Annotated in this window: 22 protein-coding genes; 19 read left to right on the forward strand and 3 right to left on the reverse strand. The window is 34.1% G+C overall.

Features of this window, described 5'->3' with window-relative positions; all coding sequences use genetic code 11:
• Nucleotides 1-55 precede the first annotated feature (55 nt).
• The 3 genes from BLP68_RS12665 to ric all read left to right on the forward strand — a co-directional run bounded on the left by BLP68_RS12665 (nucleotide 56) and on the right by ric (nucleotide 2,396).
• Entirely contained in the window at nucleotides 56-1,228 is a 1,173-nt protein-coding gene (locus BLP68_RS12665; RefSeq protein ID WP_091544180.1) for a cation:proton antiporter domain-containing protein, read from the forward strand.
• Nucleotides 1,229-1,269: 41 nt separating this feature from the next.
• A complete protein-coding gene (locus BLP68_RS12670) occupies nucleotides 1,270-1,596 on the forward strand; it encodes a nucleotide pyrophosphohydrolase (RefSeq protein ID WP_091544183.1) in 327 nt (108 codons plus the stop codon).
• 86 nt (nucleotides 1,597-1,682) lie between these two features.
• Complete coding sequence (gene ric, locus BLP68_RS12675; protein WP_091544185.1) at nucleotides 1,683-2,396, forward strand: iron-sulfur cluster repair di-iron protein; 714 nt, start codon at nucleotides 1,683-1,685, stop codon at nucleotides 2,394-2,396.
• 198 nt (nucleotides 2,397-2,594) lie between these two features.
• On the opposite strand, the gene BLP68_RS12680 is transcribed toward ric, so the two are convergent.
• Nucleotides 2,595-3,425, reverse strand: coding sequence for an undecaprenyl-diphosphate phosphatase (locus tag BLP68_RS12680; protein WP_091544187.1), 831 nt, complete (start codon nucleotides 3,423-3,425; stop codon nucleotides 2,595-2,597).
• A 351-nt stretch (nucleotides 3,426-3,776) separates the two neighbouring features.
• On the opposite strand from BLP68_RS12680, the gene BLP68_RS12685 reads away from it, so the two are divergent.
• The 4 genes from BLP68_RS12685 to BLP68_RS12700 all read left to right on the forward strand — a co-directional run bounded on the left by BLP68_RS12685 (nucleotide 3,777) and on the right by BLP68_RS12700 (nucleotide 7,841).
• Entirely contained in the window at nucleotides 3,777-5,219 is a 1,443-nt protein-coding gene (locus BLP68_RS12685; RefSeq protein ID WP_091544189.1) for an NAD-dependent succinate-semialdehyde dehydrogenase, read from the forward strand.
• Nucleotides 5,220-5,415: 196 nt separating this feature from the next.
• On the forward strand, nucleotides 5,416-6,093 hold the full coding sequence (locus BLP68_RS12690; protein WP_091544191.1) for a YetF domain-containing protein: 678 nt from the start codon (nucleotides 5,416-5,418) through the stop codon (nucleotides 6,091-6,093).
• A gap of 9 nt (nucleotides 6,094-6,102) precedes the next feature.
• Nucleotides 6,103-6,483: a DUF4363 family protein gene (locus BLP68_RS12695; protein WP_091544193.1), complete on the forward strand. Its 381-nt coding sequence runs from the start codon at nucleotides 6,103-6,105 to the stop codon at nucleotides 6,481-6,483.
• Nucleotides 6,484-6,635: 152 nt separating this feature from the next.
• On the forward strand, nucleotides 6,636-7,841 hold the full coding sequence (locus BLP68_RS12700) for a DUF401 family protein (protein ID WP_091544194.1): 1,206 nt from the start codon (nucleotides 6,636-6,638) through the stop codon (nucleotides 7,839-7,841).
• A 72-nt stretch (nucleotides 7,842-7,913) separates the two neighbouring features.
• On the opposite strand, the gene BLP68_RS12705 is transcribed toward BLP68_RS12700, so the two are convergent.
• Nucleotides 7,914-8,480, reverse strand: a complete 567-nt coding sequence (locus BLP68_RS12705; RefSeq protein ID WP_207647921.1) for a nitroreductase family protein — start codon at nucleotides 8,478-8,480, stop codon at nucleotides 7,914-7,916.
• Between the two features lie 114 nt (nucleotides 8,481-8,594).
• Between BLP68_RS12705 and BLP68_RS12710 the strand changes: the two genes are divergently transcribed.
• Nucleotides 8,595-8,771, forward strand: coding sequence for an H-type small acid-soluble spore protein (locus BLP68_RS12710; RefSeq protein ID WP_091544197.1), 177 nt, complete (start codon nucleotides 8,595-8,597; stop codon nucleotides 8,769-8,771).
• A gap of 98 nt (nucleotides 8,772-8,869) precedes the next feature.
• Here the strand turns inward: BLP68_RS12710 and grxC are convergent, their stop codons facing one another.
• Nucleotides 8,870-9,136, reverse strand: coding sequence for a glutaredoxin 3 (gene grxC, locus BLP68_RS12715; RefSeq protein WP_091544200.1), 267 nt, complete (start codon nucleotides 9,134-9,136; stop codon nucleotides 8,870-8,872).
• A 266-nt stretch (nucleotides 9,137-9,402) separates the two neighbouring features.
• On the opposite strand from grxC, the gene BLP68_RS12720 reads away from it, so the two are divergent.
• The 11 genes from BLP68_RS12720 to BLP68_RS12770 all read left to right on the forward strand — a co-directional run bounded on the left by BLP68_RS12720 (nucleotide 9,403) and on the right by BLP68_RS12770 (nucleotide 24,329).
• The gene (locus BLP68_RS12720; protein ID WP_091544203.1) at nucleotides 9,403-11,220 is read left to right on the forward strand and encodes a thiamine pyrophosphate-dependent enzyme; all 1,818 of its coding nucleotides are present in this window, start codon (nucleotides 9,403-9,405) and stop codon (nucleotides 11,218-11,220) included.
• On the forward strand, nucleotides 11,201-11,791 hold the full coding sequence (locus BLP68_RS12725; RefSeq protein ID WP_091544205.1) for an indolepyruvate oxidoreductase subunit beta: 591 nt from the start codon (nucleotides 11,201-11,203) through the stop codon (nucleotides 11,789-11,791). The genes BLP68_RS12720 and BLP68_RS12725 overlap by 20 nt, the downstream gene beginning before the upstream one ends.
• A gap of 112 nt (nucleotides 11,792-11,903) precedes the next feature.
• The gene (locus BLP68_RS12730; protein WP_091544208.1) at nucleotides 11,904-12,443 is read left to right on the forward strand and encodes a peroxiredoxin; all 540 of its coding nucleotides are present in this window, start codon (nucleotides 11,904-11,906) and stop codon (nucleotides 12,441-12,443) included.
• Between the two features lie 288 nt (nucleotides 12,444-12,731).
• Nucleotides 12,732-13,757 (forward strand): LacI family DNA-binding transcriptional regulator, encoded by a 1,026-nt coding sequence (locus tag BLP68_RS12735; RefSeq protein WP_091544210.1) that lies wholly within the window; start codon nucleotides 12,732-12,734, stop codon nucleotides 13,755-13,757.
• A gap of 92 nt (nucleotides 13,758-13,849) precedes the next feature.
• Complete coding sequence (locus tag BLP68_RS12740; protein WP_091544212.1) at nucleotides 13,850-15,178, forward strand: ABC transporter substrate-binding protein; 1,329 nt, start codon at nucleotides 13,850-13,852, stop codon at nucleotides 15,176-15,178.
• Between the two features lie 63 nt (nucleotides 15,179-15,241).
• The gene (locus BLP68_RS12745) at nucleotides 15,242-16,102 is read left to right on the forward strand and encodes a carbohydrate ABC transporter permease (protein WP_091544214.1); all 861 of its coding nucleotides are present in this window, start codon (nucleotides 15,242-15,244) and stop codon (nucleotides 16,100-16,102) included.
• A complete protein-coding gene (locus BLP68_RS12750) occupies nucleotides 16,102-16,932 on the forward strand; it encodes a carbohydrate ABC transporter permease (RefSeq protein ID WP_091544216.1) in 831 nt (276 codons plus the stop codon). Before BLP68_RS12745 ends, BLP68_RS12750 begins: the two co-directional genes overlap by 1 nt.
• 16 nt (nucleotides 16,933-16,948) lie before the next feature.
• A complete protein-coding gene (locus BLP68_RS12755; protein WP_091544219.1) occupies nucleotides 16,949-19,111 on the forward strand; it encodes a TIM-barrel domain-containing protein in 2,163 nt (720 codons plus the stop codon).
• Between the two features lie 31 nt (nucleotides 19,112-19,142).
• On the forward strand, nucleotides 19,143-20,618 hold the full coding sequence (gene malQ, locus BLP68_RS12760; protein WP_091544222.1) for a 4-alpha-glucanotransferase: 1,476 nt from the start codon (nucleotides 19,143-19,145) through the stop codon (nucleotides 20,616-20,618).
• Between the two features lie 5 nt (nucleotides 20,619-20,623).
• The gene (locus BLP68_RS12765) at nucleotides 20,624-23,038 is read left to right on the forward strand and encodes a glycogen/starch/alpha-glucan phosphorylase (RefSeq protein WP_242876985.1); all 2,415 of its coding nucleotides are present in this window, start codon (nucleotides 20,624-20,626) and stop codon (nucleotides 23,036-23,038) included.
• A gap of 181 nt (nucleotides 23,039-23,219) precedes the next feature.
• Nucleotides 23,220-24,329 carry an ABC transporter ATP-binding protein gene (locus tag BLP68_RS12770; RefSeq protein ID WP_091544225.1) on the forward strand — a complete coding sequence of 370 codons (1,110 nt, stop codon included), beginning with the start codon at nucleotides 23,220-23,222 and terminating at the stop codon, nucleotides 24,327-24,329.
• The last annotated feature ends 5 nt before the right edge of the window (nucleotides 24,330-24,334 follow it).

Consider the following 24,334-nt stretch of genomic DNA (forward strand, 5'->3'; position numbering starts at 1 on the left):
GGTTTTTTGTTTTTTCTATAGCGCAGGGGCATAATTAAATATGAGGAGTGATAAAATGGCATTTAGCTTGGCAGCAATAATATTACTTGGCCTATTGGCAAATAAGTTATTTACTAAAATCAAGCTTCCAGGGCTACTTGGAATGCTTTTATTGGGTGTCTTAATAGGACCCTATGGATTAAATTATATAGATGATAGCCTAATGAATATTTCTGCTGATCTTAGGAAAATAGCTTTAATTGTAATTTTACTTAGGGCAGGATTAGGTATAAAGAGGGATGAATTGAACAAGGTGGGCAGGGCAGCTTTTCGGCTATGCTTTATACCTGGAGTATTTGAAGGTGTAACAATTATTATTTTCAGTCATATGGTATTGGGCTTTACCATCATTGAGGCTGGTATTCTAGGCTTTATTATAGCGGCTGTATCGCCAGCAGTAGTAGTGCCACAAATGCTTAAATTTATTGAAGAGGGCAAAGGAAAGGAAAAAGCAATTCCAACCATAATGTTAGCTGGAGTATCAGTTGATGATGTGGTGGCTATAACAATTTTTTCAGCTTTTTTAGGTATGTATGGAAATGAAGGAGTCAGCTTCTCAATACAGCTACTTAAAATACCTATATCAATAGCCACTGGCATTATTCTAGGTATAATAACAGCTACACTGTTTTTGCATCTTTTTAATAAATACTCAATTCGACATACAAAAAAAGCACTTATGCTAATAGGGGCGGCAATAATTATGACTACCCTCGAAGATGTATTACAACCCATTTTACCAATAGCAAGTCTTTTAGGGGTAATGACAATAGGGTTTATATTATTAGAAAGAAAGCCTAAGCTGGCAGAGGGTCTCGCCAGTAAATATAATAAGATTTGGGTATTCGCTGAGTTATTACTCTTCGTTCTGGTTGGGGCACAGGTAAATATATATGTTGCATTTGATGCAGGAATGATTGGATTAATAATCATTTTACTAGGTCTAACGGCTAGAAGTATTGGTGTGTTCCTATCATTGGTTGGTACAAATTTAAACCTTAAAGAGAAGCTTTTTTGCATAATGGCATATACACCAAAAGCAACAGTACAGGCAGCAATTGGTGCAATTCCAATGGCGGCAGGCGTACCTCAAGGAGAGTTGATTTTAGCCTTGGCCGTTTTATCAATAATCATCACAGCTCCACTGGGTGCTATTGGTATAAAATATGCAGGAGAAAAATTTTTATAGTAGAAATATAAAAAAAATATAATGTTAAAAGGAGTCTTAAAATGAAAAACCATCTGACCATAAATGAAATGCAAAAAATTGTTGACGAATATATCAGTCAGTTTAAAGAAGGATACTTTAGTCCTCTTGCTTTGATGGCAAGGCTAACAGAAGAGACCGGTGAGTTAGCAAGGGAGGTAAATCATTACTATGGAGAAAAGCCCAAGCGTAAGGATGAACCCCACAATACCATTGATATGGAGCTGGCAGATTGTCTTTTTATTCTTGCTTGCTTTGCAAACTCCTTAGATATTGATTTAGAAAAGGCCTTTTTTGATATGATGGAAAAATTTAATACAAGAGACATAGATCGTTGGACTAAAAAATAAAAAAAGCTAGTAATGTGAGTTGAATCAAAGTAATTTAATATTTTGTGGGTTAAGATATAACTATAAAAGAAATGGAGGGAAGAAATATGGAAAATGTATTTACTAGCACCCACAAAATTGGAGATATTGTAACTAAGCTTCCAAGGGCAGCAGAAATATTTAAAGCCCAGGGAATTGATTTTTGTTGTGGTGGAGATCGACCACTATCTGTTGCCATCCTTGAACAAAATCTAAATGAGGATATTATATTGGCTCAATTAAACCAAGCCTATGCAGAGGCTAAGGAGCTAAAAGATAAGGGGATAGACTGGGAGAATGCAGGCTATAGTCAACTAATTGATTATATTATCGATAAGCATCACACCTATGTGAGAAAAGAGCTTCCAAGATTAAGCGATTTAACTGCAAAGATTCTAAAAGTTCACTGGGTAGATAATGGAGAAGTTCTAACTAAAGTACACAAAGATTTCCACATGCTAAAGATGGAATTAGAGCAACACCTTATAAAGGAAGAGGAAATACTTTTTCCAATGGTTAAGGATTATGAAAAGAACCCATCAAGGGAGCTTCTAGAAAAAATTCTACAAGTAAATAAAGAGCTTGAGGATGAGCATGATGGAGCCGGTGACCTGCTAAAAAGCTTAAGGAAAATAACAACTAACTTTACAGTTCCAGCAGGGGGGTGCAATAGCTACATTTTAACCTTTAAGGGATTAGAAGAATTGGAATGGGACTTGTTTCAGCATATTCACCTGGAAAATAATGTTCTATTTAAGCGATTAGAGGAAGAATTAGAATAAAAAATAATAGAGCCTATGAAGGGCTCTGAGGTTGTTGAAAAAGTCAACAATATCCAGACTGTTCAAAATTCTTCAGATTCAAGGCGCAAGAAAACCCAGCGACTGCAGCGTATACGTAATACGTAAGGGTGCTGGGTTTTTGCAGTAACGAAGAAGATGGAGGATTTTCAACAGTCTGAGAGCCTATGAAGGGCTCTGTTATCTTACTATTGATATTATAACAACTATACAACCTATGGTCCATGTATAAAAGGAGAAGTAGTAGAGCTTCTCTTTTTTTATAAAATTGATCAAGGTTCTGATGGCAAACACACCAGAAAGAAAGGCTGCTAAAATTCCTGCAACTAATACTCCAAAGGTCATATCACCTAAGCCAACACTAAAAGCATCTCTAGTTTCAAGTATCGTTGCTCCAAGTATTGCAGGTATTGAAATTAAAAAGGAAAACTTTGTAGCAAGCTCCTTATTAAATCCTCTAAATAGTGAACCTACAATAGTGGCTCCAGACCTAGATATACCAGGGGTCATAGCAAAGCCCTGAAATAAACCTACAATAACTGCATCATACCATTTCATTTGATGAATATTTCGAATTCCTTTGTTGTATTTTTCAGCTAACCATAATAGAGTACCGGTAATAATTAATGAGACTCCTATAACAAGTGAAGATGTGTAAAAACCAGAAAAGACATCCTTTAGAAATAATCCCATCAGTCCTGTTGGAGTTGTAGCAACAATAATCATTATGGCAAGCCTTCGATATTGATTATTAATTTTAAAGCCCTTCCCTGTAAACAGCTCTATAATAAGCAATAAGCTTTCCTTAATGATATTAAAAATATCCTTATAATAAATAAAGAAGACAGATACTAATGTTCCAACGTGCAGCATTACAGTAAGAAAAAATATTTTATCCTCAGGAACCTTAAGCAGCTGCTGAGTTATGGCAAGGTGTCCAGAGCTGCTGACGGGTAAAAATTCAGTTAAGCCCTGTACAATTCCCAGAATAATTGCTTTTATAATTGTCATAATATCACCTCTAGAGATAGTATATTTAACCGTATTTGATTATAACACAAAAAGAAGTAAATCTACTAGTATTACTAGTATGAGGAGTAGTATATTAATTACAGACTGGAAATGGAAAATATGTAATTATGTGAGTTTGAAACTAACATTAACTATTGAGAAATTCTTATGACAAATTCTTAAAAAATAAATGGTTTTATCCAACAACTGGGTATTAAATTCTTTAGAGGAAATAATATGAAATATGTTGAAATATAATATTTAGATGATTATAGGTGAAGCAGTAATCTGAGAAATGCTATGCTATGAAATTTACATAAACAGTTACTTTGGAAAAGAAAGGGGATTTAAATGATAAAATATAAAATGTTTATTCAAGGTCAATGGGTAGAAGCTGAGGGTGGCAGTACCATTGAGGTTAATAATCCTGCAACTGGAGAGGTAATTGGTTTTATACCGAAGGGTGCAGCTAACGAAGCAAAAGCTGCAATCGATGCAGCATATGGGGCATTAGAAGAATGGAGAACCCTTACCGCCAATAAAAGGGGAGACCTATTAAAGAAGCTATATGATTTAATGCTTGAAAACAAAGAAGAAATAGCAAAAATTATGACCCTTGAGCAGGGTAAGCCTTTACAAGAGGCCAGAGGAGAGGTTGTTTATGGAGCTGGTTTTCTTGAATGGTATGGTGAAGAAGCCAAAAGAATTTATGGAGAAACAATACCTTCATGGAATAGAAATAAAAGAATTATGGTGTTAAAACAGCCAATTGGAGTAGTTGCTGCAATAACACCCTGGAACTTTCCAGCAGCAATGATTACACGAAAGATAGCACCAGCATTAGCTGCTGGCTGTACAGTAGTTTTGAAGCCTGCTACTCAAACTCCATTAACGGCTGTCAAAATAATGGAGCTAATTGAGAAGGCAGGATTCCCCAAGGGAGTAGTAAATATGGTAACAGGTGATTCCGGTGAAATTGGTAAAACCCTTATGGCGGATAAAAGGGTTAGAAAATTAACATTTACAGGATCTACTGAGGTTGGTAAGTATTTAATGAAGCAATCGGCTGATACAATGAAAAACCTATCATTGGAGCTTGGAGGGCATGCACCCTTTATAGTGTTTAATGATGCCGATATCGAAAAAGCAGCAAAGGCAGCAGTTGCTTCAAAATTTCGAAATTGTGGACAAACATGCATTTCCACTAATAGATTTTATGTACATGAAAGCATTAAGGATAATTTTATTGAAAATGTAGTTGGTATTTTAAAGAACCTTCGCATTGGAAATGGAATGGAGGATGGGGTTGAAATTGGTCCTCTCATTGATAAAAACAGCTTTGTCAAAGTTAAAAGCCATATTGACGATGCAGTAGAAAAGGGTGCAAAAATAGCCTTTGGCGGTAGGGTAATGCATAGTGGCGTAAATGAGCTGGGTGGGTATTTTATTGAGCCAACCCTTTTAGTAGATGTAACAGAAAATATGATAATAGCCAATGAAGAAACATTTGGACCTGTGATGCCAATAATTACTTTTGATGGTGATGAGGAAGTAATTTCTATGGCTAATAATAGTGATTATGGACTAGCAGCCTACTTCTTTACAGAATCAATATCTAGAGGATTTAAAGTAATGGAAAGGCTAGAGTATGGAATAGTAGGTTTTAATGATGGAATGCCCTCAACACCACAGGCTCCCTTTGGTGGATATAAGGAAAGTGGAATGGGTCGTGAAGGAGGGCATCATGGAATAGAGGGGTTCTTAGAAGTTAAATATGTATCAATAGATTTATAAACACCATTTAAATTGTCCAGAATGAGTCGAAGATTTTTTTCGACTCATTTTCTATTTTCTCCAGCACTACTAAAGAGATTTTGATTTTATTACTTTTCAGATTAAATAATATAAAAACTAAAGAGGGTAATAATAAGTTGGTAATACAATGATATTTGGCAGGTTATAAATGCAATATTAAGTGGGAGTTGAAGAAATGCTGATAATCTTTACGCGGGCTTTTATATTATATTTTATTGTGGTTATTGTAATGAGAATGATGGGTAAAAGACAAATTGCACAAATGCAGCCCTTTGAATTAGTAATAACTATCATGATAGCAGAGCTGGCAGCCACCCCAATGGAGAATGCATCAATACCCTTAATAAATGGAGTAATACCAATATTAACTCTATTATCTGTTCAAGTCTTGGTATCCTTCTTATCGTTAAAAAGCGAAATTTTCCGTGAAGTAATATGTGGTAAACCCAGTGTATTAATTTATAAGGGGAAAATTGTGCAGTCTGAAATAAGAAGATTGAGGATTAATATGAACGATCTATTGGAGCAACTAAGAGGAAAAGATTATCCCAATTTACACGACGTAGAATATGCAATATTAGAAACAAACGGGCAAATTAGTGTTATTCCACGATCAGAAAAGCAACAGGTGCTAAGGGAAGATATGAAAATATATACCCCACAGGAAGAATTACCAGTAACCTTAATAGTAGATGGAAATCTAATAAGAAAAAACCTAAAAAAAGCTGGCTTAGATGAAGACTATGTAATAAAGCAACTAAAAATGATGAAAATAGACAAAGTTGAGGAGACTTTTTTTGCGTTTTTATCTTCCGATCAAAAATTTTATGCCCAGAAAAAAACTCTTCAGTAGGGAGGCTATATGAAAACAGTAATAATTACTCTAGTTATCTTAATAACATTTTTTATAGGTGCAGTAATATTTCAACAGTATGTCGAGAATAGCTGTAAAACACTTTTAGCTCATATCGAAAGATTAGACGAGAGCATTTTAGCTGAAAACTGGGAGGAAGCAGAAAATAATATACAGGATTTAAGAAAGGAATGGGAGCAAAAGAAAAAGATATGGGAAGTTGTACTAGAACACTATGATTTAGATGCTATCGAAATTGCAATAACAAAAATTGAGAGGTATACGGAGGTAAATGAAAAAATAATGACATTAGGTGAAATAGTGCAGCTAAAGTTCTTAATAAGACACGTTTCAGATAGAGAGTCCTTTAGATTATCAAATCTTTTATAATTAATTCAATATATAATAACTATATTAAAGTGAGAGTAAAAAAATAGAACTTTACCACAACAGATAAAAGTATTAAAATTATACCATGTGAGTGAATTATGAGACCCATATTTCCCAAACAAAATATCACATGGAAGAGGGCGCATCTTTAGATGGAACTGATTAAATTGTTGGCTATTTTTTTGCTCATCATTTTGCTTCTTAGATTAAAGCTGAATTTGGGCATTTCCATGACAGCATCAGCTATTGTTATGGGTTTGGTTTTCGGTATGGATTTATACGAGATAACAAATATTGTAATTCAATCCATCATATCAATGACTACAATTAAAACAACCCTTCTATTATTAATAATAATGTTTTTAGAAAATATAATGAGAAGAAAAAATTTATTGCTTAAAATCGTGGAATCATTAAGAATTATTATTGGAGATTATCGCATTGTAATGCCAATATTGCCAGCTTTTTTGGGACTACTACCATCGGCTGGCGGAGCAATGTTTTCTGCTCCTTTAGTGGCTGATGTTTGTGAGGATGACCATATAACACCGGAAAGAAAAAGCGTTATAAATTTTTGGTTTAGGCATATTTGGGAGTGCGTTTTACCTTTATATCCTGCTGTTATAATTACTAGCGAAATTTTAAAGGTAGATTTACTTATTTTCATGAAGATTCTTTTTCCATTTTGCCTATTAACAATATTACTGGGTTTACCCTACATATATTATGGTCTGAGGGCACCAGAAACAGATTGTAGGCAAAGAAATAAGGCTAGCTTAAATAATTATATTAGTTTGATTAAGGGTACCGCACCAATTTTAACTATTCTAATGCTTATTTTATTATTTAAAATAGATATAATCATTTCTTTGCTATTTGTAGTAGTAGCCTTATTAATTATTTACCGCTACAAATGGAAGGACTTAGCTAATTCTTTAATCGAAGCATTTTCATTAAAAATCATTATGCTTGTTTTAGGGGTAATGCTTTTTAAAAATATGTTAGAAGGTACAGGAATTGTTACTCAGCTACCCTTGATATTTAGTAATATGGGAATACCAACAATTGCTGTTGTCATACTGTTACCCTTTATCGTAGCTTTTTTAACTGGAATGTCCCAAGCCTATGCAGCAGTTGCATTTCCTATTTTAGTTGGTTTGTCCCCTACTTTAGATTTAAAGCTTATGGCATTAGGTTTTGTCAGCGGCTTTGTTGGAATCATGCTTTCACCGATGCACCTATGTTTAGTATTAACGACAGATTATTTTAATGCAAAGCTAGAAAAAGTAATAGTAATGATGTTACTGCCATTAGGTGTTATAATGGGTTGTGGTTATTTATATTATAGTATATTTTAGTTATTTACTAAATCTGCATCTAAATACTTTATCTACAACCTAAAAATCCACCTATCTGGTGGATTTTTTATCTTAGTATTTATTCCAATGAAGAACTTCCTCGAGGCTTCTTTTATCTACATTTGGTTTTTCATCACTATAGCCTAATGAGACAACAGAAACCAACTGTAGGTTTTCAGGTGCATCTAATATCTTCCTGATTTCTTCACCATAGCTACTTGGAGTATAGCATGGAATACCTTCACATAAAGGAACCTCAGCATTTTCATAGTATGAGCCCTGATAACCAGCTATCCAACAACTTCCTAATCCATGAAACCTTGCTGCAGATAGAATATTTTGTGTGGCGGCAGACCCATCTTCAAGAAAATAATTAGTATCTTTACTACAAAAGACAACTATAGCCACAGGAACATCTTTAAGAAAATTTCCACTTGGTACAATTTCAGATAAATCCTTTAAGCGATCTTCATCAGTAATTACAATAAATTCCCACGGTTGGCGATTGTTGGCTGTCGGAGCCATTCTTGCACAATCAATAATATCGGCAATAATCTTTTTGTCAACCTTTGTATCTTTATATTGTCGGATACTACGAATGTCCTTTAATACTTCAACCTGTTTAATATTATCTAGCATATATGAAACCTCCCTTTATTCATAGTAAAAATTATTTACATATGAATTTAAATTACACAAATTTGAGACAATATATTATAGCAGATAAAATTAATATACAAGGAGTGAATAATAATGGATATGGAAAGAGCAAATGAAATTTTCAATTCCCCTAGTCGTATTCCAGTACATTATAAAGGAAAATCTATCTGGATTGCAGAATTAAATCCCCAAAGTCATATGGTAAAAATTAAGGATGATTTATTTTCAGAAGAAGTTTCAGAAGTACCTGTTACAGAACTGGTAGAATAAGCAGTATTTGACTGGGGAAACTTTTATATTTATGGTATTCAAAAGCCTGCCAATTAGGCTAAGATATATATCCTTTGAGGGCAGGTTTTTTATTATTTTTATTCAACAATCTCACCATTAAGTAGCTTATCTAAATTCCCTTGCTTTTCTAATAAAACCATATCATCGCATCCACCAATAAACTTATCCTCGATAAATATTTGTGGAACCGTATCCCAGCCGGTTTTTTGTATTACTTCACGAAAAGTATCAAAATCATCGGTAACATCAATCTTTTTATAAGAAACACTCTTTTCCTCTAATAAAGCTATTGCCCTCTTACAATATGGACAATATTCCTTTGTATAGATAACCACATTTTTCATAATATCACCCTTTCTTCTTTATCTTAATTATATGATACCCAACTACTGGAATACAATCATAATTATAGTTGTTTATTAATTAACAATATTATCAAACAAGTAAATATTAATAATATCAAAATAAACTAAAGACGTACTGGCATGTGTAAAAATCAGGTATAAAAAATTACATCTACTTAAAACATAGTACTATAAGGTGTTATTCTGGAGAGGTTTTTGAGTATATATGAAAAAGAGATAATTATTTTATTGAAAGGAGTGTTTCAATGAAGGAAAAAGAGAAGAGGGTACTAACAGGCAATGAAGCAATTTCAAGAGGTTTCTATGAGGCTGGGGGAATAATAGCTGCAAGCTATCCGGGCTCACCTACAGTAGAGGTGGTGGAAAAATTAAAGGAATATGAAGAGGTATATTCCGAGTTTTCTACAAATGAGAAGGTTGCCCTAGAGGTTGCCATTGGGGGATCATTTTATGGAGTCAGGTCTATGGCAGTTATGAAACATGTTGGTGTCAATATTGCGGCTGATCCCCTTATGACTTTTACTCAAACCCCGATTAATGGAGGTTTTTTACTGATTTCTGGTGATGATCCAGGTCTAGCAAGCTCCCAAAATGAACAAGACAATAGATTGTTTGCAAAGTTTGCAAATATTGCAGTTCTTGATCCTTCCAATAGCCAAGAAGCAAAGGATTATACAAAATTGGCGTTAGATATTAGCGAAAAATTCCAAATTCCTATGATGCTTCGTATTACCAGTAGAATATGCCATAGTAGAAGTATTGTTAGTCTTGATGAAAGAATAGAAGCTGAAGTCAAGGGGATTAATAGAGACAAGGACAAATTCTGTATGATTCCACCAGGATCAAGAAGAGCTCAATTTTTTATGAAGGAGAGAATAGAAAAGCTGGAAGAATATGCATACGACTTGGAAATAAATACTTTGGAAGAAATAGAAAGTGATACTTTAATAATTACATCAGGTATGGTTTATCAAAACTTAAAAGAAGTCAATCCCAACGCCAGTATATGGAAACTGGGTTTAATATATCCAATATCAAATAAGAGGGCTAAAGAAATTACCGCCAAGTATAATAGGGTAATTATAATTGAGGAAATGATGCCCTTCATTGAAAATGAATTAAAGCTAATGGGAATAAAATGTGAAGGCAAGGAGCATTTTTCATTCACAGGTGAATTGGACATAAAAGATATAGAAGCTGGACTACATAATGCTGGAATCATTAAGGATAAGAGGTCATATAGTGAAAGATTTGTAGAAACTGTGCCACGACCTCCTTTGTTTTGCACTGGATGTCCCCACAGACCAGTATTCGATATATTAAAAAAATCTAAGGCTAAAACAATAATAGGTGATATTGGCTGCTACTCAATGGCCTTCTTATTCCCATTTGAGCAATCAAATATAATTATAAGTATGGGGGCATCTATTGGAATTACAAAAGGTATTAAAAAAGCAATGTCCAAAAAGGAAGATAATGAGCCTTTAGTAGCTGTAATTGGTGATGGAACCTTCTTCCACTCTGGTCTGCCAACCTTCGTTAATTTACTCCATAAAAAACAAGAGGGAGAAAACATGACATTCATTGTACTGGACAATAGAACTACTGCAATGACGGGTGGCCAGCCAAATGCCAGCTCTGGTTTATATAATGATAGGGATGATATGAAGGTAGGAATTAAAACCCTTTTAGAATCAATGGGATTCGACAGAGTTAATGAAATCAATCAATATGACTATAAGGCAGCGGCAAAGCTTTTTAAAGAAGAGATTGCCTATGATGGATTATCAATAATAGTAGCCAACGGCCCCTGTGCATTAAAGTATAACATTGAAGAACCTTACTATTACGTTGATCCAACCATATGTATTAGTTGTAGAGCCTGTATAAAGACCAACTGTCCACCCCTTAGAATGATCAAGTATGAAGGAATTGAAAAACTTAAATCTTCAATAGATGAGGATATGTGTGTTGGTTGTAGCGTATGTGCTCAGGTTTGTCCTGTTAATGCAATAAAATCATCTAAAGAAATAAATAGGGAGGATGAGAAAATTGACAACTAATATTATGCTTGGAGGGGTGGGAGGACAAGGATTAATTTTAATGACAAAAATTATTTGTCAAGCAGCACTAGCTGATGACTTTGATGTAAAGAGCAATGATGTGGTAGGTTTATCTCAAAGGGGCGGAATGGTTTGGGGTAACGTTAGGATAGGAAATAGGGTATATTCTCCTAATATTCCCCCTGGTGAAGGTGATATTTTAGTTGCAATGGAGCCTATTGAAGGGCTTAGATGGAGTAGCGTTTTGAAGGAAAAGGCCACCATCATATTAAATTCAAAGCGATTTTATCCCACCATGGTACAGCAGGAAAAACATGAATATCCTATAGCAGAAGTGGAAAACCTAAAGGAGGCATTTAAAGTCATAGAGATTAATGCCTTCGATGAAGCACTTAAAATTGGAAAGAAACAAGTTTCAAATGTTATTTTATTAGGGATACTGTCAGTATTTATAGATATAAAAGTAGATACTTGGAAAAAAGCAGTTGCCAATAATGTTCCCAATAAGACCATAGAAATGAATTTAAGAGCATTTGACTTTGGAGTATCCATCGGAGAAGGATATAAATGATAAAATTTATTAATTAACAAAATTTTATGTTTAGAAGGAAGTCCTACTGGATATAAAATATACTGGTTTTAAAATAGTTAAAAATCAAACTAAAAACAGGAGGGTGTTTTATATGGCGGAAAGACTAGTAGGAAAAAATGCACCATATTTTGAAATGAATACAGTTGACGGAGAAGGTAAGGAATTTGGCAAGGTAACATTAGACCATTACAAAGGCAAATGGTTGGTAATGTTCTTCTATCCATTAGACTTTACATTTGTTTGTCCAACAGAAATCAAAGGATATAACAGCAGAATTGAAGACTTCAAGAATATGAACGCAGAGATTTTGGGTGTAAGTACCGATAGTGAACACTCACATAAGGCATGGATTAATACAGCCCACGATAAGGGTGGTTTAGGAAAGCTTTACTTCCCCTTAGCATCAGATATGACTCAAAAAGTAGCAAAAGAATATGGAATATTAATGGAAGATGAAGGAATTGCATTAAGAGGATTATTCATAATTGATCCAGAAGGAATTTTAAGATACTCAGTTGTACATGATCTTAATGTTGGACGAAGCGTTGATGAAACCTTAAGGGTACTTCAAGGTTTAAAATCTGGCGGGTTATGCCCAATTGATTGGAAGCCAGGGGACGAGCTTCTATAAAAAGATATACTTTAACATATTTTTATAATTAAAACATTATAATACTGTTGTTCTGGAGAACTGGGCTTTACAGTTAACAGAATACTTTCTAATAACCTGAGATGCTGATTAATTCAGTGTTTCAGGTTATTGTCATAGTCATCAAAATGTAGACTGATGAAAAAACTATAATATTTTTCATAAATAATATTTGAAATTTTTAAAATATATGATACAATGATGTTAAATTGGAAACGTTACCAGTAACGTTACCGGTAACGTTATCGAAACGGAATAGAGGGTGTACTAATGAATATTAAGGATATTGCAAAAATATCAGGAGTTGGTGTTAGCACTGTTTCAAGGGTTTTAAATGAACATCCCGATGTGAATGTAGAAACAAGAAAAAAGGTGTTAAAGGTAATGGATGAATATGGATACATACCTAACAATAGCGCTAGAAATTTAAAAAGAAGTGTTTCAAAAAACATCGGAGTATTAGTAAAGGGTGTTTACAATCCCTTTTTCGCCAAAATTATACAGATTATTGGAGAGGAAATACATAAAGAAGGCTATTCCATGATGCTTCATTATAATCACAGTGATTCTAGTGACTTTGAAGTTGCGGCAGAACTTGTGAAGGAGAAAAAGCTGAGGGGGCTTATTTCTTTAGGAGGAGAATTTCAAGACTTGAGTGAAGAGCAATTATTGGGTATGAAGGTACCGATTATATTAACCTCAACTAAAATTAATGGAAAAGTAAATAGAAAGCTATTTTCAACTGTAACAATAAAAAATCAAGACGCTGCCTTCGAAGCAGTAGATTATTTATGCAAGCTGGGACATAAGAAAATAGGAATTATTACTACTGGTTCGAGAGATATAAGTATAGGGCAGATGAGATTAGAGGGCTACAAAGAAGCATTAACAGCTAATAATATTCAAGTTAATAATGACTTGATTGAAATAGGTAAGTATACCTTTGAGTCAGGTTATGAGGCAATGACAAAGCTACTAAATAATGATTTAGGCGTAACAGCTATATTCGTAACTTCGGATATCATGGCCATTGGCGCAGCAAAGGCTATCACCAATAAAGGGCTTCAGATACCTAAAGATATTTCTCTTGTGGGCTTTGATGGTATAGACTTTGCAGAATATTTCAATCCTTCCCTTACTACAGTTAAGCAGCCGGATGAATATATGGGTCAGAAAAGCGTGGAAATATTATTCGACTTAATAAAAAAGAAAAACAATCATCAGCATGTTGTTTTAGACACTAAGCTTTTAATAAGAGAATCCTGTAAAAACTTAATTGATACATTAGAAGATTAATACTAGAAGAACATTAAACTATAAAGGGGGGAATAATCTCAACAATCATGTAACTTGTTTTCTTATTGTACTAAAAAAAGGGGGATTATATTATGTTAATACGCAAGAAGTCTTTATCTTTAGCGGTAATTCTAATTTTATTATCAAGCTTACTACTTACTGCTTGCTCAGGTGATGGCAAGCAATCGTCAAATGGTGGTCAAGAAAAAGTCGAAATAAGTATTTTTCAATTCAAAGTAGAAATTGCAAATGAATTAGAGGCTGCAGTTAAGGAATATCAAGACAAAAACCAAAATGTTAAAATAAATCTTGAAACAGTTGGTGGTGGTGATGACTACGGTGCAGCATTAAGGGCTAAGTTTCAATCGGGAAATGAACCTACGATATTTAATGTAGGTGGGCCTCAGGACGTAGAGGATTGGACCCACAAGCTTGAGAACTTATCAGATCAGCCATGGGTAGATTTAGCTCTTCATGGTGTATTATCTGGAGTTACAGTAGATGGCAAAGTTTATGGCTTGCCCTTTAATATGGAAGGATATGGGCTGATTTATAATAAAAGAATATTTGAGGCTGCAGGAATTAACCCTTCAGAAATCAGAGATTTTGCATCACTAGAAGCAGCAGTAAAGCTTCTTGATGATAAGATTAACAATGGAGAACTTAAAGAACAGTTTCCCTTGTTAGAGGCTGTATTTGAGTATCCAGCTAAAGAAACATGGGTAACGGGCCTTCATACTTCAAATATGTTTTTAGGTCAAGAATTTGAGAGCTCATTGGCAGCATTTGATGCAAAAACATTGGATTTTAAATATGCAAATCAATTAAAAAGTATTATAGATCTTCAAGCTGACTATTCACCGAATGCAAAAACTAAAAATAGACTTAATGCAGTTGACTATTCAACTCAAGTAGAACAAGGTCTTGCAATGGAAAGAGTAGCAATTATTCAACAGGGAAATTGGGTTTTTGGTGGTGTTAACAGTATAAACAAAGAAGTAGCTGAAAACCTTGGTTTATTACCAATGCCAGTAGTTGGTGTTAAGGAAAATACAATACCGGTTGGTATACCAATGTATTGGACTGTAAACAAAGACTCCAGTGATGCACAAAGAGAAGTTGCAAAGGATTTCTTAAACTGGCTATATACTTCTGATACAGGAAAAGAGTACATCGTAAATAAGTTCTACTTTATTCCTCCATTTGAAGGCTTTGACAAGCTTCAACCAAGCGATCCATTAAGTGCAGACATTTTAAAATTTGCTGAAGCAGGAAACACAACACCTTGGGTATTTATGGGTTATCCTACAGCATGGGGAATGGACGTTTTAGGAGTTAATATTCAAAAATACTTTGCTGGAGAATTCACTTGGGAACAAGTAGTAGAAGACTCAAAAGCTAAGTGGCAAGAGATGAGATAATTTATGAAGAAGAGATTTCGAGGGTACAAGTACCCTCGAAATCCTTATATAGAGGAGGCTATTATGAAACAATCAAAGCTATGGTTTACTCTTTTTATAGCTCCAATTTTATTTGCATTTATTGTTGTAGTAATAGTACCAATGATTGTAGGAATCTACTACTCCTTTACTGATTGGGATGCTATTAGAACCGGCTCATGGGTAGGCTTCGATAACTATGCTAGAGTATTTAAGGATAAAGACTTCTTTAATTCCTTTGTATTTACAACTAAATTTGCAATTATATCTGTTATATCCATTAATATAATAGGCTTTATATTGGCATTACTTGTTACACAAGATCATAAAATAAGCAACTTTTTACGAAGCGTTTTTTTCTTGCCCAACCTAATAGGAGGTCTAATTTTAGGCTTTATATGGCAGTTTATCTTTACAAGAGGGTTTGATGCAGTTGGAAAGTTGATGGGAATTGAGTTTTTACAAGGCTGGTTATCAGATACTACTACAGGATTTTGGGGCTTAGTAATATTAATGTCTTGGCAGATGTCGGGATACATGATGGTAATCTATATTGCAGCTCTACAAAATATACCACAATCATTATTGGAGGCAGCAGATATAGATGGAGCAAATAGCTGGCATAAGTTAAAGCATATTACTATTCCATTAGTTGCACCTGCCTTTACGGTTGGAGTTTTTCTAGCGTTGTCTTGCTCCTTTAAATTATATGATCAAAATCTTGCATTGACAGGAGGCGGACCCTACAACTCTACTCAAATGCTAGCATTAAATATTTACAATACAGCCTTTAGATTTAGAGATTTTGGTGGCGCCCAAGCAAAGGCTGTTATCTTTTTACTAATAGTGGCGGCAATAACATTAACACAGGTATACATTGGTAAAAAAAGGGAGGTAGAAATGTAATGTCGAGTAATAAACATAGATCAAAAAAAGTCATTTTAATAATAAGTATACTACTGGCAATTATTTTTTTAGCACCCTTTTATTTAGTTTTAACGAATTCCTTTAAAACTCAGCAGGGTATCTTTCTCAATGTAATGAGGCTACCCTTTGGTGACTTCTTTAATCCTCAAAACTATATTGAGGCCTTCAAACAATTAAATTATATTAGATCCTTTCTAAATTCACTATTCATTACAGTATTTAGTACAATAATAATAATCATTTTCTCATCTATGGCTGCATGGATGCTGGTGAGGACCAAAACAAAGCTAAGTACATTTTTGTTTTTTCTATTTACCTCAGCAATGCTAATTCCATTTCAATCAGTAATGCTACCCCTGGTAAATATAATGGGAAGACTAGGCCTACTAAATCCTATTGGTTTAATATTTATGTACTTAGGCTTCGGGTCCAGTTTATCAATCATACTATATCATGGCTTTGTAAAAAACATTCCTATTGAGCTTGAAGAAGCAGCTACAATAGATGGATGCAGTCCAATTCAAATCTTTTTGTATATAATATTTCCTCTGCTAAAACCAATTACCGTTACCGTTAGTATTTTAAACGTAATGTGGATTTGGAATGACTTTTTACTTCCCCAATTAGTAATTAACAAACCCCAATGGCATACAATTCCATTAAAAATGTTCTACTTCTTCGGTCAGTACTCTAGAAGATGGGATTTAGCCTTAGCAGGTCTTGTAATTTCAATGATTCCAATTATTACTTTTTACTTTATTGTACAAAAGCATATTATTAAAGGTATTACTCAGGGTTCCATTAAATAACCAGTAGGAGGAGAAGATGAAAACTTATAAAATAGACGAGAGATCAAGAAAATATAGATTTGGTGCTCCTATAGAGACAGAGAGTTTAGTAATAAATAGTATGCAAAAAATGACTGATAACACCTTAAAGTATTTTAAATTAAATCGAAAGAAAAATCAACTTCAATTTATATATAAAATGAGTAAAAGTGATATTGTACTAGGGTTAGGCGAAAATCAAAGAGGTATGAACAAAAGAGGTGGACTATATGAATCCTTTTGCTCAGATGATCCAGTCCACACACCAGACAAAAAGTCACTATATGGAGCCCACAATTTCTTTATTCTTGATGGCGCCGAGAAATTTGGAATATTTGTTGATTATCCTAGTAAAGTTATCTTTGACATTGGTTTCAGCCAAGCAGATGAACTTAATATAACAATAGAGGATGAAAACTTGGATTTATACATTATAGAGGGAGAGGGTCCAAAGGAAATAGTAGAAGCTTTTTTAGTATTACTGGGAGATTCCTATGTACCGCCTAAATGGGCCTTTGGATATCAGCAATCACGATGGAGCTATCCTGATAGCAAGGAAATTGAAAGAATTGCCGACTCTTTTTTGCAGAATAAAATACCCTGCGATGCCATTTATCTAGATATAGACTATATGGAAGCATATAAAGATTTTACCATCGATGAGAAAAGATTTCCGGAATTTAAAGAGTTTGTGGAAAAAATCAAAAATAAAGGATTTAGATTGATACCAATTATAGATGCTGGTGTGAAAATTGAAGATGATTATATTATATATGAAGAAGGTAAAAAGAATGACTTTTTTTGTGTAGATGAAGATGACACCCCTTTTGTTGCAGCAGTCTGGCCTGGAAAGGTACATTTTCCAGACTTCTTAAATCCTGAAGCTAGAAGATGGTTTGGTCTAAAGTATAAGCTGCTTATAGACAACGGGATAGAAGGCTTTTGGAATGATATGAATGAGCCTGCTATTTTCTATACAGAGGATAGTCTGAAGAAGGCTATATCTATGGCAAAAGATAGTGAAGACAAAAATTTAGATATAAATTCATATTTTAATTTAAAGGATCAATTTTCTAATTTGATTAATAATGTAGAGGACTATAAAAGGTTTTATCATAAAATAGATGGCAAAAAAATTAGCCATTATGATGTTCATAATTTATATGGCCATAATATGACTCGATCAGCAGCAGAAGGATTTAAAGAAATTGATCCTAATAAGAGGTTTTTACTTTTTTCAAGGGCCTCCTATATTGGGATGGGCAGATACGGAGGAATATGGACTGGAGACAATCATTCATGGTGGCAGCATATTCTGTTAAATATTAAAATGATGCCAGCTTTAAACATGTGCGGTTTCTTATATATAGGTGCAGATACCGGCGGCTTCAGTGGTGATGCAAATAGTCAATTGCTGATTAGGTGGAGCCAATTTAGTATTTTCACTCCTTTGTTCAGGAATCACTCAGCTTTAGGAACAAGAAGTCAAGAGCCCTATGCATTTGATGATGAAAGCACAAATATAATGAAAAAAGTAATTGAACTTAGATATAGTCTCATTCCATACATATACTCCGAATATATGAAGGCAGCAATTAAAAAAATTCTATATTTTATGCCATTATCCTTTGAGTACAAGGATGAAATGTCAAAACGAGTAGAAGATCAACTGTTGGTTGGTGATTCTTTAATGATAACACCTATTTATGAGGAAAATGCTATTGGAAGATATGTATGGCTTCCAGAGGATATGCTTTTATGTAAAATTAAAAGCCATCAAGATACAAGATGCCATGTGTATAAAAAGGGACATGCCTATATAGATGTAGAATTAGAAGAAACACCTATGTTTATAAGAAAAGATAAAATGATGATACTTGGAAAGCCAGCACAAAATGTAGAAAAAATAAACTTGGATGAGCTCAAGATAATTGCCTTTATAGAGGATGGAGGAAGCTACACCTACTTCGATGATGATGGAAGTACCCATAGCTATAAAGATGGCAATTATAGCGAGATACTTATAGAAATTAAGAAAAAAGCAGAAGAATATATCGTTGATGTTGAAAATAAAGGAAATTACATGGTGAAAAAAATACACTTTGAGATTATCGATATAGAGGGAAATGTAATAGAAAAAACAGTTAATTTAACAAAATAGATATTAGAAATAAGGTAGAAGGAGAAGAGACATGAAAAGAGGTAGCGGAATTTTAATGCATATAACATCATTGCCGAGTCCCTATGGAATAGGAACCTTAGGTAAAGACGCGTATGACTTTGTTGATTTTTTAGAGGATGCAGGGCAAAAATATTGGCAAATACTTCCCATAGGACCCACCAGCTATGGAGATTCACCTTATCAATCCTTTTCCTCCTTTGCAGGGAATCCATTTCTAATTGATTTAGAGCTTTTAGTCCAGGATGGAATACTTAAACAAGAAGACTTTGATTATACTGATTTTGGTGATAATACTGAAAAAATAGATTATAGCAAGATATTTGAAAATAAAATGCCTATATTACAAAAAGCATACTTTAAGGGCTATGAAAGATTTCAAAGGGAGGTACGGGCATTTGTTGAGGAGAATACTGAATGGTTAGATAACTATAGTCTATACATGGCAATTAAGCAACATTTCTGTCTTAAAGCTTGGAAGGAATGGGATGAAGAAATTAAGTTTAGAAGAACAGATGCACTACATTATTATAAAAATTATTTGAAAAGTGAAATAGAATATTGGCAGTTTATACAGTATTTATTCTTTAAACAATGGAATGAATTAAAAGACTATGCCAATAAAAAGGGAATTCAAATTATAGGGGACATACCAATTTATGTGGCAGAGGATAGTGTAGATACATGGGTCAACAGTGATATGTTTTTATTAGATGATAAAAAAGAACCTATAAAGGTGGCAGGATGCCCTCCAGATGCATTTTCAAAGGATGGGCAGTTATGGGGAAATCCTCTATACAACTGGGAGAATCATGAAGACAGTGGTTTCCAATGGTGGATAGATAGAATCGAAGGAAACATGAGATTATATGACATAATTCGAATAGATCATTTTAGAGGCTTTGAATCCTTTTGGACTGTTGATAATGGAGCTCAAATAGCTGCAACAGGCCAATGGGAAAAAGGACCAGCCATGAAGCTTTTTAATGCAATTAAAGAAAAGCTTGGGGAGGTACCTATAATTGCAGAAGATTTAGGCTTCTTAACACAGGAGGTAATCAATTTTAAAAATAAAACCGGGTATCCGGGAATGAAGGTCCTGCAGTTTGCCTTTGACCCAAGGGAGGAAAGTGATTATCTACCACACAATTACGAAAAGAACTGCATAGTCTACACCGGAACCCACGACAACGATACAGTACTAGGATGGATTAATAATACCAATAAAGATGACGTGGAATTTGCAATAGATTATTTAAAGTTAAATAATGAAGAAGGATATCATTGGGGATTTATAAGGGGAGCGTGGAGCTCAGTAGGAGACTTGGCTATTGCGCAAATGCAGGATTTTCTTGGTTTGGGCAGTAATGCAAGAATGAATATTCCATCTACACTGGGGGGCAATTGGCAATGGAGAATTAAAAAGGAAGCCCTGACTTCAACCCTTGCTAAGCAAATTAATGTACTGACGAAATTGTATGGGAGGTAAAGGGTATGATCAATAAAACAGAGTTAAAGAAAAGTATAGAAAGAATACTAAAGGTAGAATTCATGTCAACCATAAAAACTGCATGTATAGAAGAAAAATACTATGCTGTTTCAAAGGGGATAATAGAGCAAATAATAGATAACTGGCAAAAATCTACAGAAAGCTATAGGAGGCAAAAACAAGCATTTTATCTTTCGGCAGAGTTTCTGATGGGTAGAGCCTTTGGAAATAATTTAATAAACCTAGGAATATATGATGATGTAAGGTCGGTATTGGATGAAATTCAAATAGATATTAATGAGATAGAAGCAGCAGAGGAGGATGCAGGTTTAGGAAATGGTGGACTAGGGAGATTGGCTGCATGTTTTTTAGATTCCTGTGCAACACTGAATTTACCAGTGACAGGATACGGTATTCTATATAAGTATGGAATATTTAAACAAAAATTTATTGAGGGATTTCAAGTAGAAGAAGGGGACAGTTGGCTAAAGGATGGATATCCCTGGGCAGTAAAAAAAGCTAAAGAGTCAGTTATTATAGAATTTTCAAATGAAAGAGTTAAAGCAGTACCATTTGATATTCCAATCATAGGCCATGCAACAAAAAATATCAATACATTAAGATTATGGCAGGCAGAGCCTATTAGAGCTTTTGATTTCCAGCTTTTTAATGATCAAAAATATAATGAAGCAGTTGAAGAAAAAAACAAAGCTGAGGATATTTCCAAGGTGTTATATCCTAATGATTCTGACGATAGAGGTAAAACTCTAAGATTAAAGCAGCAATACTTCTTTGTTGCAGCTTCTATAAAAGATATAATAAAAAATTATAAGATGAGATGCTATAAATCCTTCGACGATTTTAACCTATATAATGCAATACAGCTTAATGATACCCATCCAGTAGTTGCAATACCAGAGTTGATGAGGATATTGGTTGACGATGAAAAGATGGAGTGGCAAAAGGCATGGGAAATAACCCGAAATACCTTTTCCTATACAAATCATACAATTCTTTCAGAAGCCCTTGAACAATGGGACTGCCAGCTTTTTAAAGGTCTAATTCCCAGGGTCTATGAAGTAATTATCAAAATAGATACTCAATTGGCAAGTGAGCTAAAAATCAAAGGATATTCCGACGACAAAATTCAGGGTATGAGGATTATAGAGGATGGCAAAATCAGAATGGCTTCTTTAGCCATCTATGGAAGTCATACCACCAATGGTGTTGCTGCCCTCCATACAGATATACTGAAGGAAAAAGAATTAAAGGATTGGTATCAGCTATATCCTGAACGATTTCAAAACAAAACCAATGGGATAACACCAAGAAGATGGTTGGCTCTATGTAATAAGGAGTTAGCGGAAATGATAACTGAACTTTTAAAATCCGACCAATGGATTAGAGATTTATCAATGCTTAAGGAGTTGGATAAATACTCGGAGGATGAGTCTGTATTAAAGAGATTTATATGTATTAAGAATCAAAAAAAACAGCAATTAGCAGAATACATCAAAGCCTATGAGAATATTGAAATCAATATAGATTCTATATTTGATATACAAATTAAGCGTCTACACGAATATAAGCGTCAGCTGTTAAACGCATTTCAGATATTAGATTTGTACTACAAGCTTAAAGAAAATCCTCATATGGAAGTTCCGGCTAGAACCTTTATCTTTGGTGCAAAGGCTGCCCCAGGTTATTTTAGGGCGAAGGGAATTATAAAGTATATTAATGAAATAGCAAGGCTAATAAATAATGATAAAAGCATCAATGAAAAAATAAAGGTAGTATTCATACAAAACTATAGAGTTTCATATGCAGAAAGGCTATTTCCTGCGGCTGACGTATCGATCCAAATTTCTACAGCCGGTAAGGAAGCATCAGGAACAGGAAATATGAAGTTTATGCTAAATGGTACCCCTACTGTAGGAACCTACGATGGGGCAAACGTTGAAATTGTTGAAGAAGCAGGAGATGAAAACAATTTTATTTTCGGAGCAAGAATGGAAGAAATTGAAGCAATAAAAGATAATTATAATCCTAAAGATTATTATAACAAAGAACCAAGAATAAAGAGAGTTGTAGATACATTAATCGATGGTACATTTGATGACGGTGGTACAGGTATGTTTAAGGAATTGCATAATGCATTACTGGAGGGTGCAAGCTGGCATAAAGCTGATAACTACTTCATCCTTAGAGATTTTATGGAATACACTAAAGTACAAGAAAAAGTTGACGAAGCATATAATAATAGATTGGAATGGGCAAAAAAATGCTGGAAAAATCTAGTTAACTCAGGAAAGTTCAGTACAGATAGGACAATTTCTCAATATGCTGAAGAAATTTGGAATATAAAGCATACACCAATTCTTATAGAAAGTGAAGAGAGAAGAGTTAAGAGTGAAGAATGAAGAGTTAAGAGATAAAGAGTGAAAAAAGGGCACGACGAAACTGTCGACTCTAATGCAAATGTCTTGTAAATACAGATAATAAAACTACAAAATATTTGTGCAACTTGTCAATATATTTTATACTATATTTATAATACAATAAAGATCAAACAAGGAAATCATTGTCTAAGGAGGAATTGTAATGGCAGGACTTAGTCTAAAAAACATTTATAAAATATATCCCGGTGATGTAACTGCTGTTAAAGATTTTAATCTAGAAATAAAGGATAAAGAATTTATTGTATTAGTAGGACCATCTGGATGTGGTAAATCGACCACATTAAGAATGATTGCAGGACTTGAGGAAATTACTAAAGGAGAGCTTTTTATAGAGGACCGCATAGTTAACGAAGTCGCGCCAAAGGACAGAGATATAGCTATGGTATTTCAAAATTATGCCTTATATCCTCATATGACAGTATATGACAATATGGCTTTTGGATTAAAACTAAGAAAAACCCCTAAAGCTGAGATACATAGAAGAGTTAGTGAGGCAGCTAAAATATTGGATATTGAGGAGCTGCTGGAAAGAAAGCCAAAGGCTTTATCTGGTGGACAAAGACAAAGGGTAGCTTTAGGTAGGGCTATAGTTAGAGAACCAAAGGTATTTCTAATGGATGAACCCCTTTCAAATTTAGATGCTAAGCTAAGGGTTTTGATGCGAACAGAAATTTCAAAGCTCCATTATAAGCTTCAAACTACATTCATTTATGTAACCCATGATCAAACAGAAGCCATGACAATGGGAGATCGTATTGTAGTAATGAAGGATGGGTTAATACAGCAAGTAGATACCCCATTAAACCTTTATAACTCACCAGTAAATGTTTTTGTAGCTGGTTTTATTGGAAGCCCACAAATGAATTTTATTACTGGACAAATTGAAGCAACAGGAGATTCAACCTTCTTTGTATTTGATAATTATCGCATCTTACTAACGCCTGAAAAATCTAAGGTTTTAAAGGATAAAGGATATGTAAATAAAGAAGTAGTTATGGGTATTAGGCCAGAAGATATCCACGATGAAGAGTCCATTATTGAAAAATACACTGGGTGTGTTGTAGATGGAAATATTGAAGTGTCTGAGCTTATGGGAGCGGAGGTTTATCTTTATTTAAAAATTGGTGAGCATAATATTACTGCTAGAGTTGGTTCCAATTCAAAATCTGATCCTAATACAATAACGAAGCTAGCATTTGACCCAAATAAAATTCATATGTTTGATAAGAAGTCAGAATTAGCCATATTCTAAAACGA

Origin of the sequence: Alkaliphilus peptidifermentans DSM 18978 (genome assembly GCF_900101495.1) — a bacterium.
GTDB classification, from domain to species: Bacteria; Bacillota; Clostridia; order Peptostreptococcales; family Natronincolaceae; genus Alkaliphilus_C; species Alkaliphilus_C peptidifermentans.

Excerpts from the sequence above, each read along its gene's own strand:
- grxC (WP_091544200.1), bottom strand. The coding sequence starts at position 9,136 with ATGAAAAATGTGGTTATCTATACAAAGGAATATTGTCCATATTGTAAG.
- BLP68_RS12690 (WP_091544191.1), top strand. The coding sequence starts at position 5,416 with ATGCTGATAATCTTTACGCGGGCTTTTATATTATATTTTATTGTGGTT.
- BLP68_RS12665 (WP_091544180.1), top strand. The coding sequence starts at position 56 with ATGGCATTTAGCTTGGCAGCAATAATATTACTTGGCCTATTGGCAAAT.
- BLP68_RS12670 (WP_091544183.1), top strand. The coding sequence starts at position 1,270 with ATGAAAAACCATCTGACCATAAATGAAATGCAAAAAATTGTTGACGAA.
- BLP68_RS12735 (WP_091544210.1), top strand. The coding sequence starts at position 12,732 with ATGAATATTAAGGATATTGCAAAAATATCAGGAGTTGGTGTTAGCACT.
- BLP68_RS12680 (WP_091544187.1), bottom strand. The coding sequence starts at position 3,425 with ATGACAATTATAAAAGCAATTATTCTGGGAATTGTACAGGGCTTAACT.
- ric (WP_091544185.1), top strand. The coding sequence starts at position 1,683 with ATGGAAAATGTATTTACTAGCACCCACAAAATTGGAGATATTGTAACT.
- BLP68_RS12765 (WP_242876985.1), top strand. The coding sequence starts at position 20,624 with ATGATCAATAAAACAGAGTTAAAGAAAAGTATAGAAAGAATACTAAAG.
- BLP68_RS12740 (WP_091544212.1), top strand. The coding sequence starts at position 13,850 with ATGTTAATACGCAAGAAGTCTTTATCTTTAGCGGTAATTCTAATTTTA.
- BLP68_RS12700 (WP_091544194.1), top strand. The coding sequence starts at position 6,636 with ATGGAACTGATTAAATTGTTGGCTATTTTTTTGCTCATCATTTTGCTT.
- BLP68_RS12710 (WP_091544197.1), top strand. The coding sequence starts at position 8,595 with ATGGATATGGAAAGAGCAAATGAAATTTTCAATTCCCCTAGTCGTATT.
- malQ (WP_091544222.1), top strand. The coding sequence starts at position 19,143 with ATGAAAAGAGGTAGCGGAATTTTAATGCATATAACATCATTGCCGAGT.
- BLP68_RS12695 (WP_091544193.1), top strand. The coding sequence starts at position 6,103 with ATGAAAACAGTAATAATTACTCTAGTTATCTTAATAACATTTTTTATA.
- BLP68_RS12705 (WP_207647921.1), bottom strand. The coding sequence starts at position 8,480 with ATGCTAGATAATATTAAACAGGTTGAAGTATTAAAGGACATTCGTAGT.
- BLP68_RS12720 (WP_091544203.1), top strand. The coding sequence starts at position 9,403 with ATGAAGGAAAAAGAGAAGAGGGTACTAACAGGCAATGAAGCAATTTCA.
- BLP68_RS12725 (WP_091544205.1), top strand. The coding sequence starts at position 11,201 with ATGAGAAAATTGACAACTAATATTATGCTTGGAGGGGTGGGAGGACAA.
- BLP68_RS12745 (WP_091544214.1), top strand. The coding sequence starts at position 15,242 with ATGAAACAATCAAAGCTATGGTTTACTCTTTTTATAGCTCCAATTTTA.
- BLP68_RS12755 (WP_091544219.1), top strand. The coding sequence starts at position 16,949 with ATGAAAACTTATAAAATAGACGAGAGATCAAGAAAATATAGATTTGGT.
- BLP68_RS12685 (WP_091544189.1), top strand. The coding sequence starts at position 3,777 with ATGATAAAATATAAAATGTTTATTCAAGGTCAATGGGTAGAAGCTGAG.
- BLP68_RS12750 (WP_091544216.1), top strand. The coding sequence starts at position 16,102 with ATGTCGAGTAATAAACATAGATCAAAAAAAGTCATTTTAATAATAAGT.
- BLP68_RS12770 (WP_091544225.1), top strand. The coding sequence starts at position 23,220 with ATGGCAGGACTTAGTCTAAAAAACATTTATAAAATATATCCCGGTGAT.
- BLP68_RS12730 (WP_091544208.1), top strand. The coding sequence starts at position 11,904 with ATGGCGGAAAGACTAGTAGGAAAAAATGCACCATATTTTGAAATGAAT.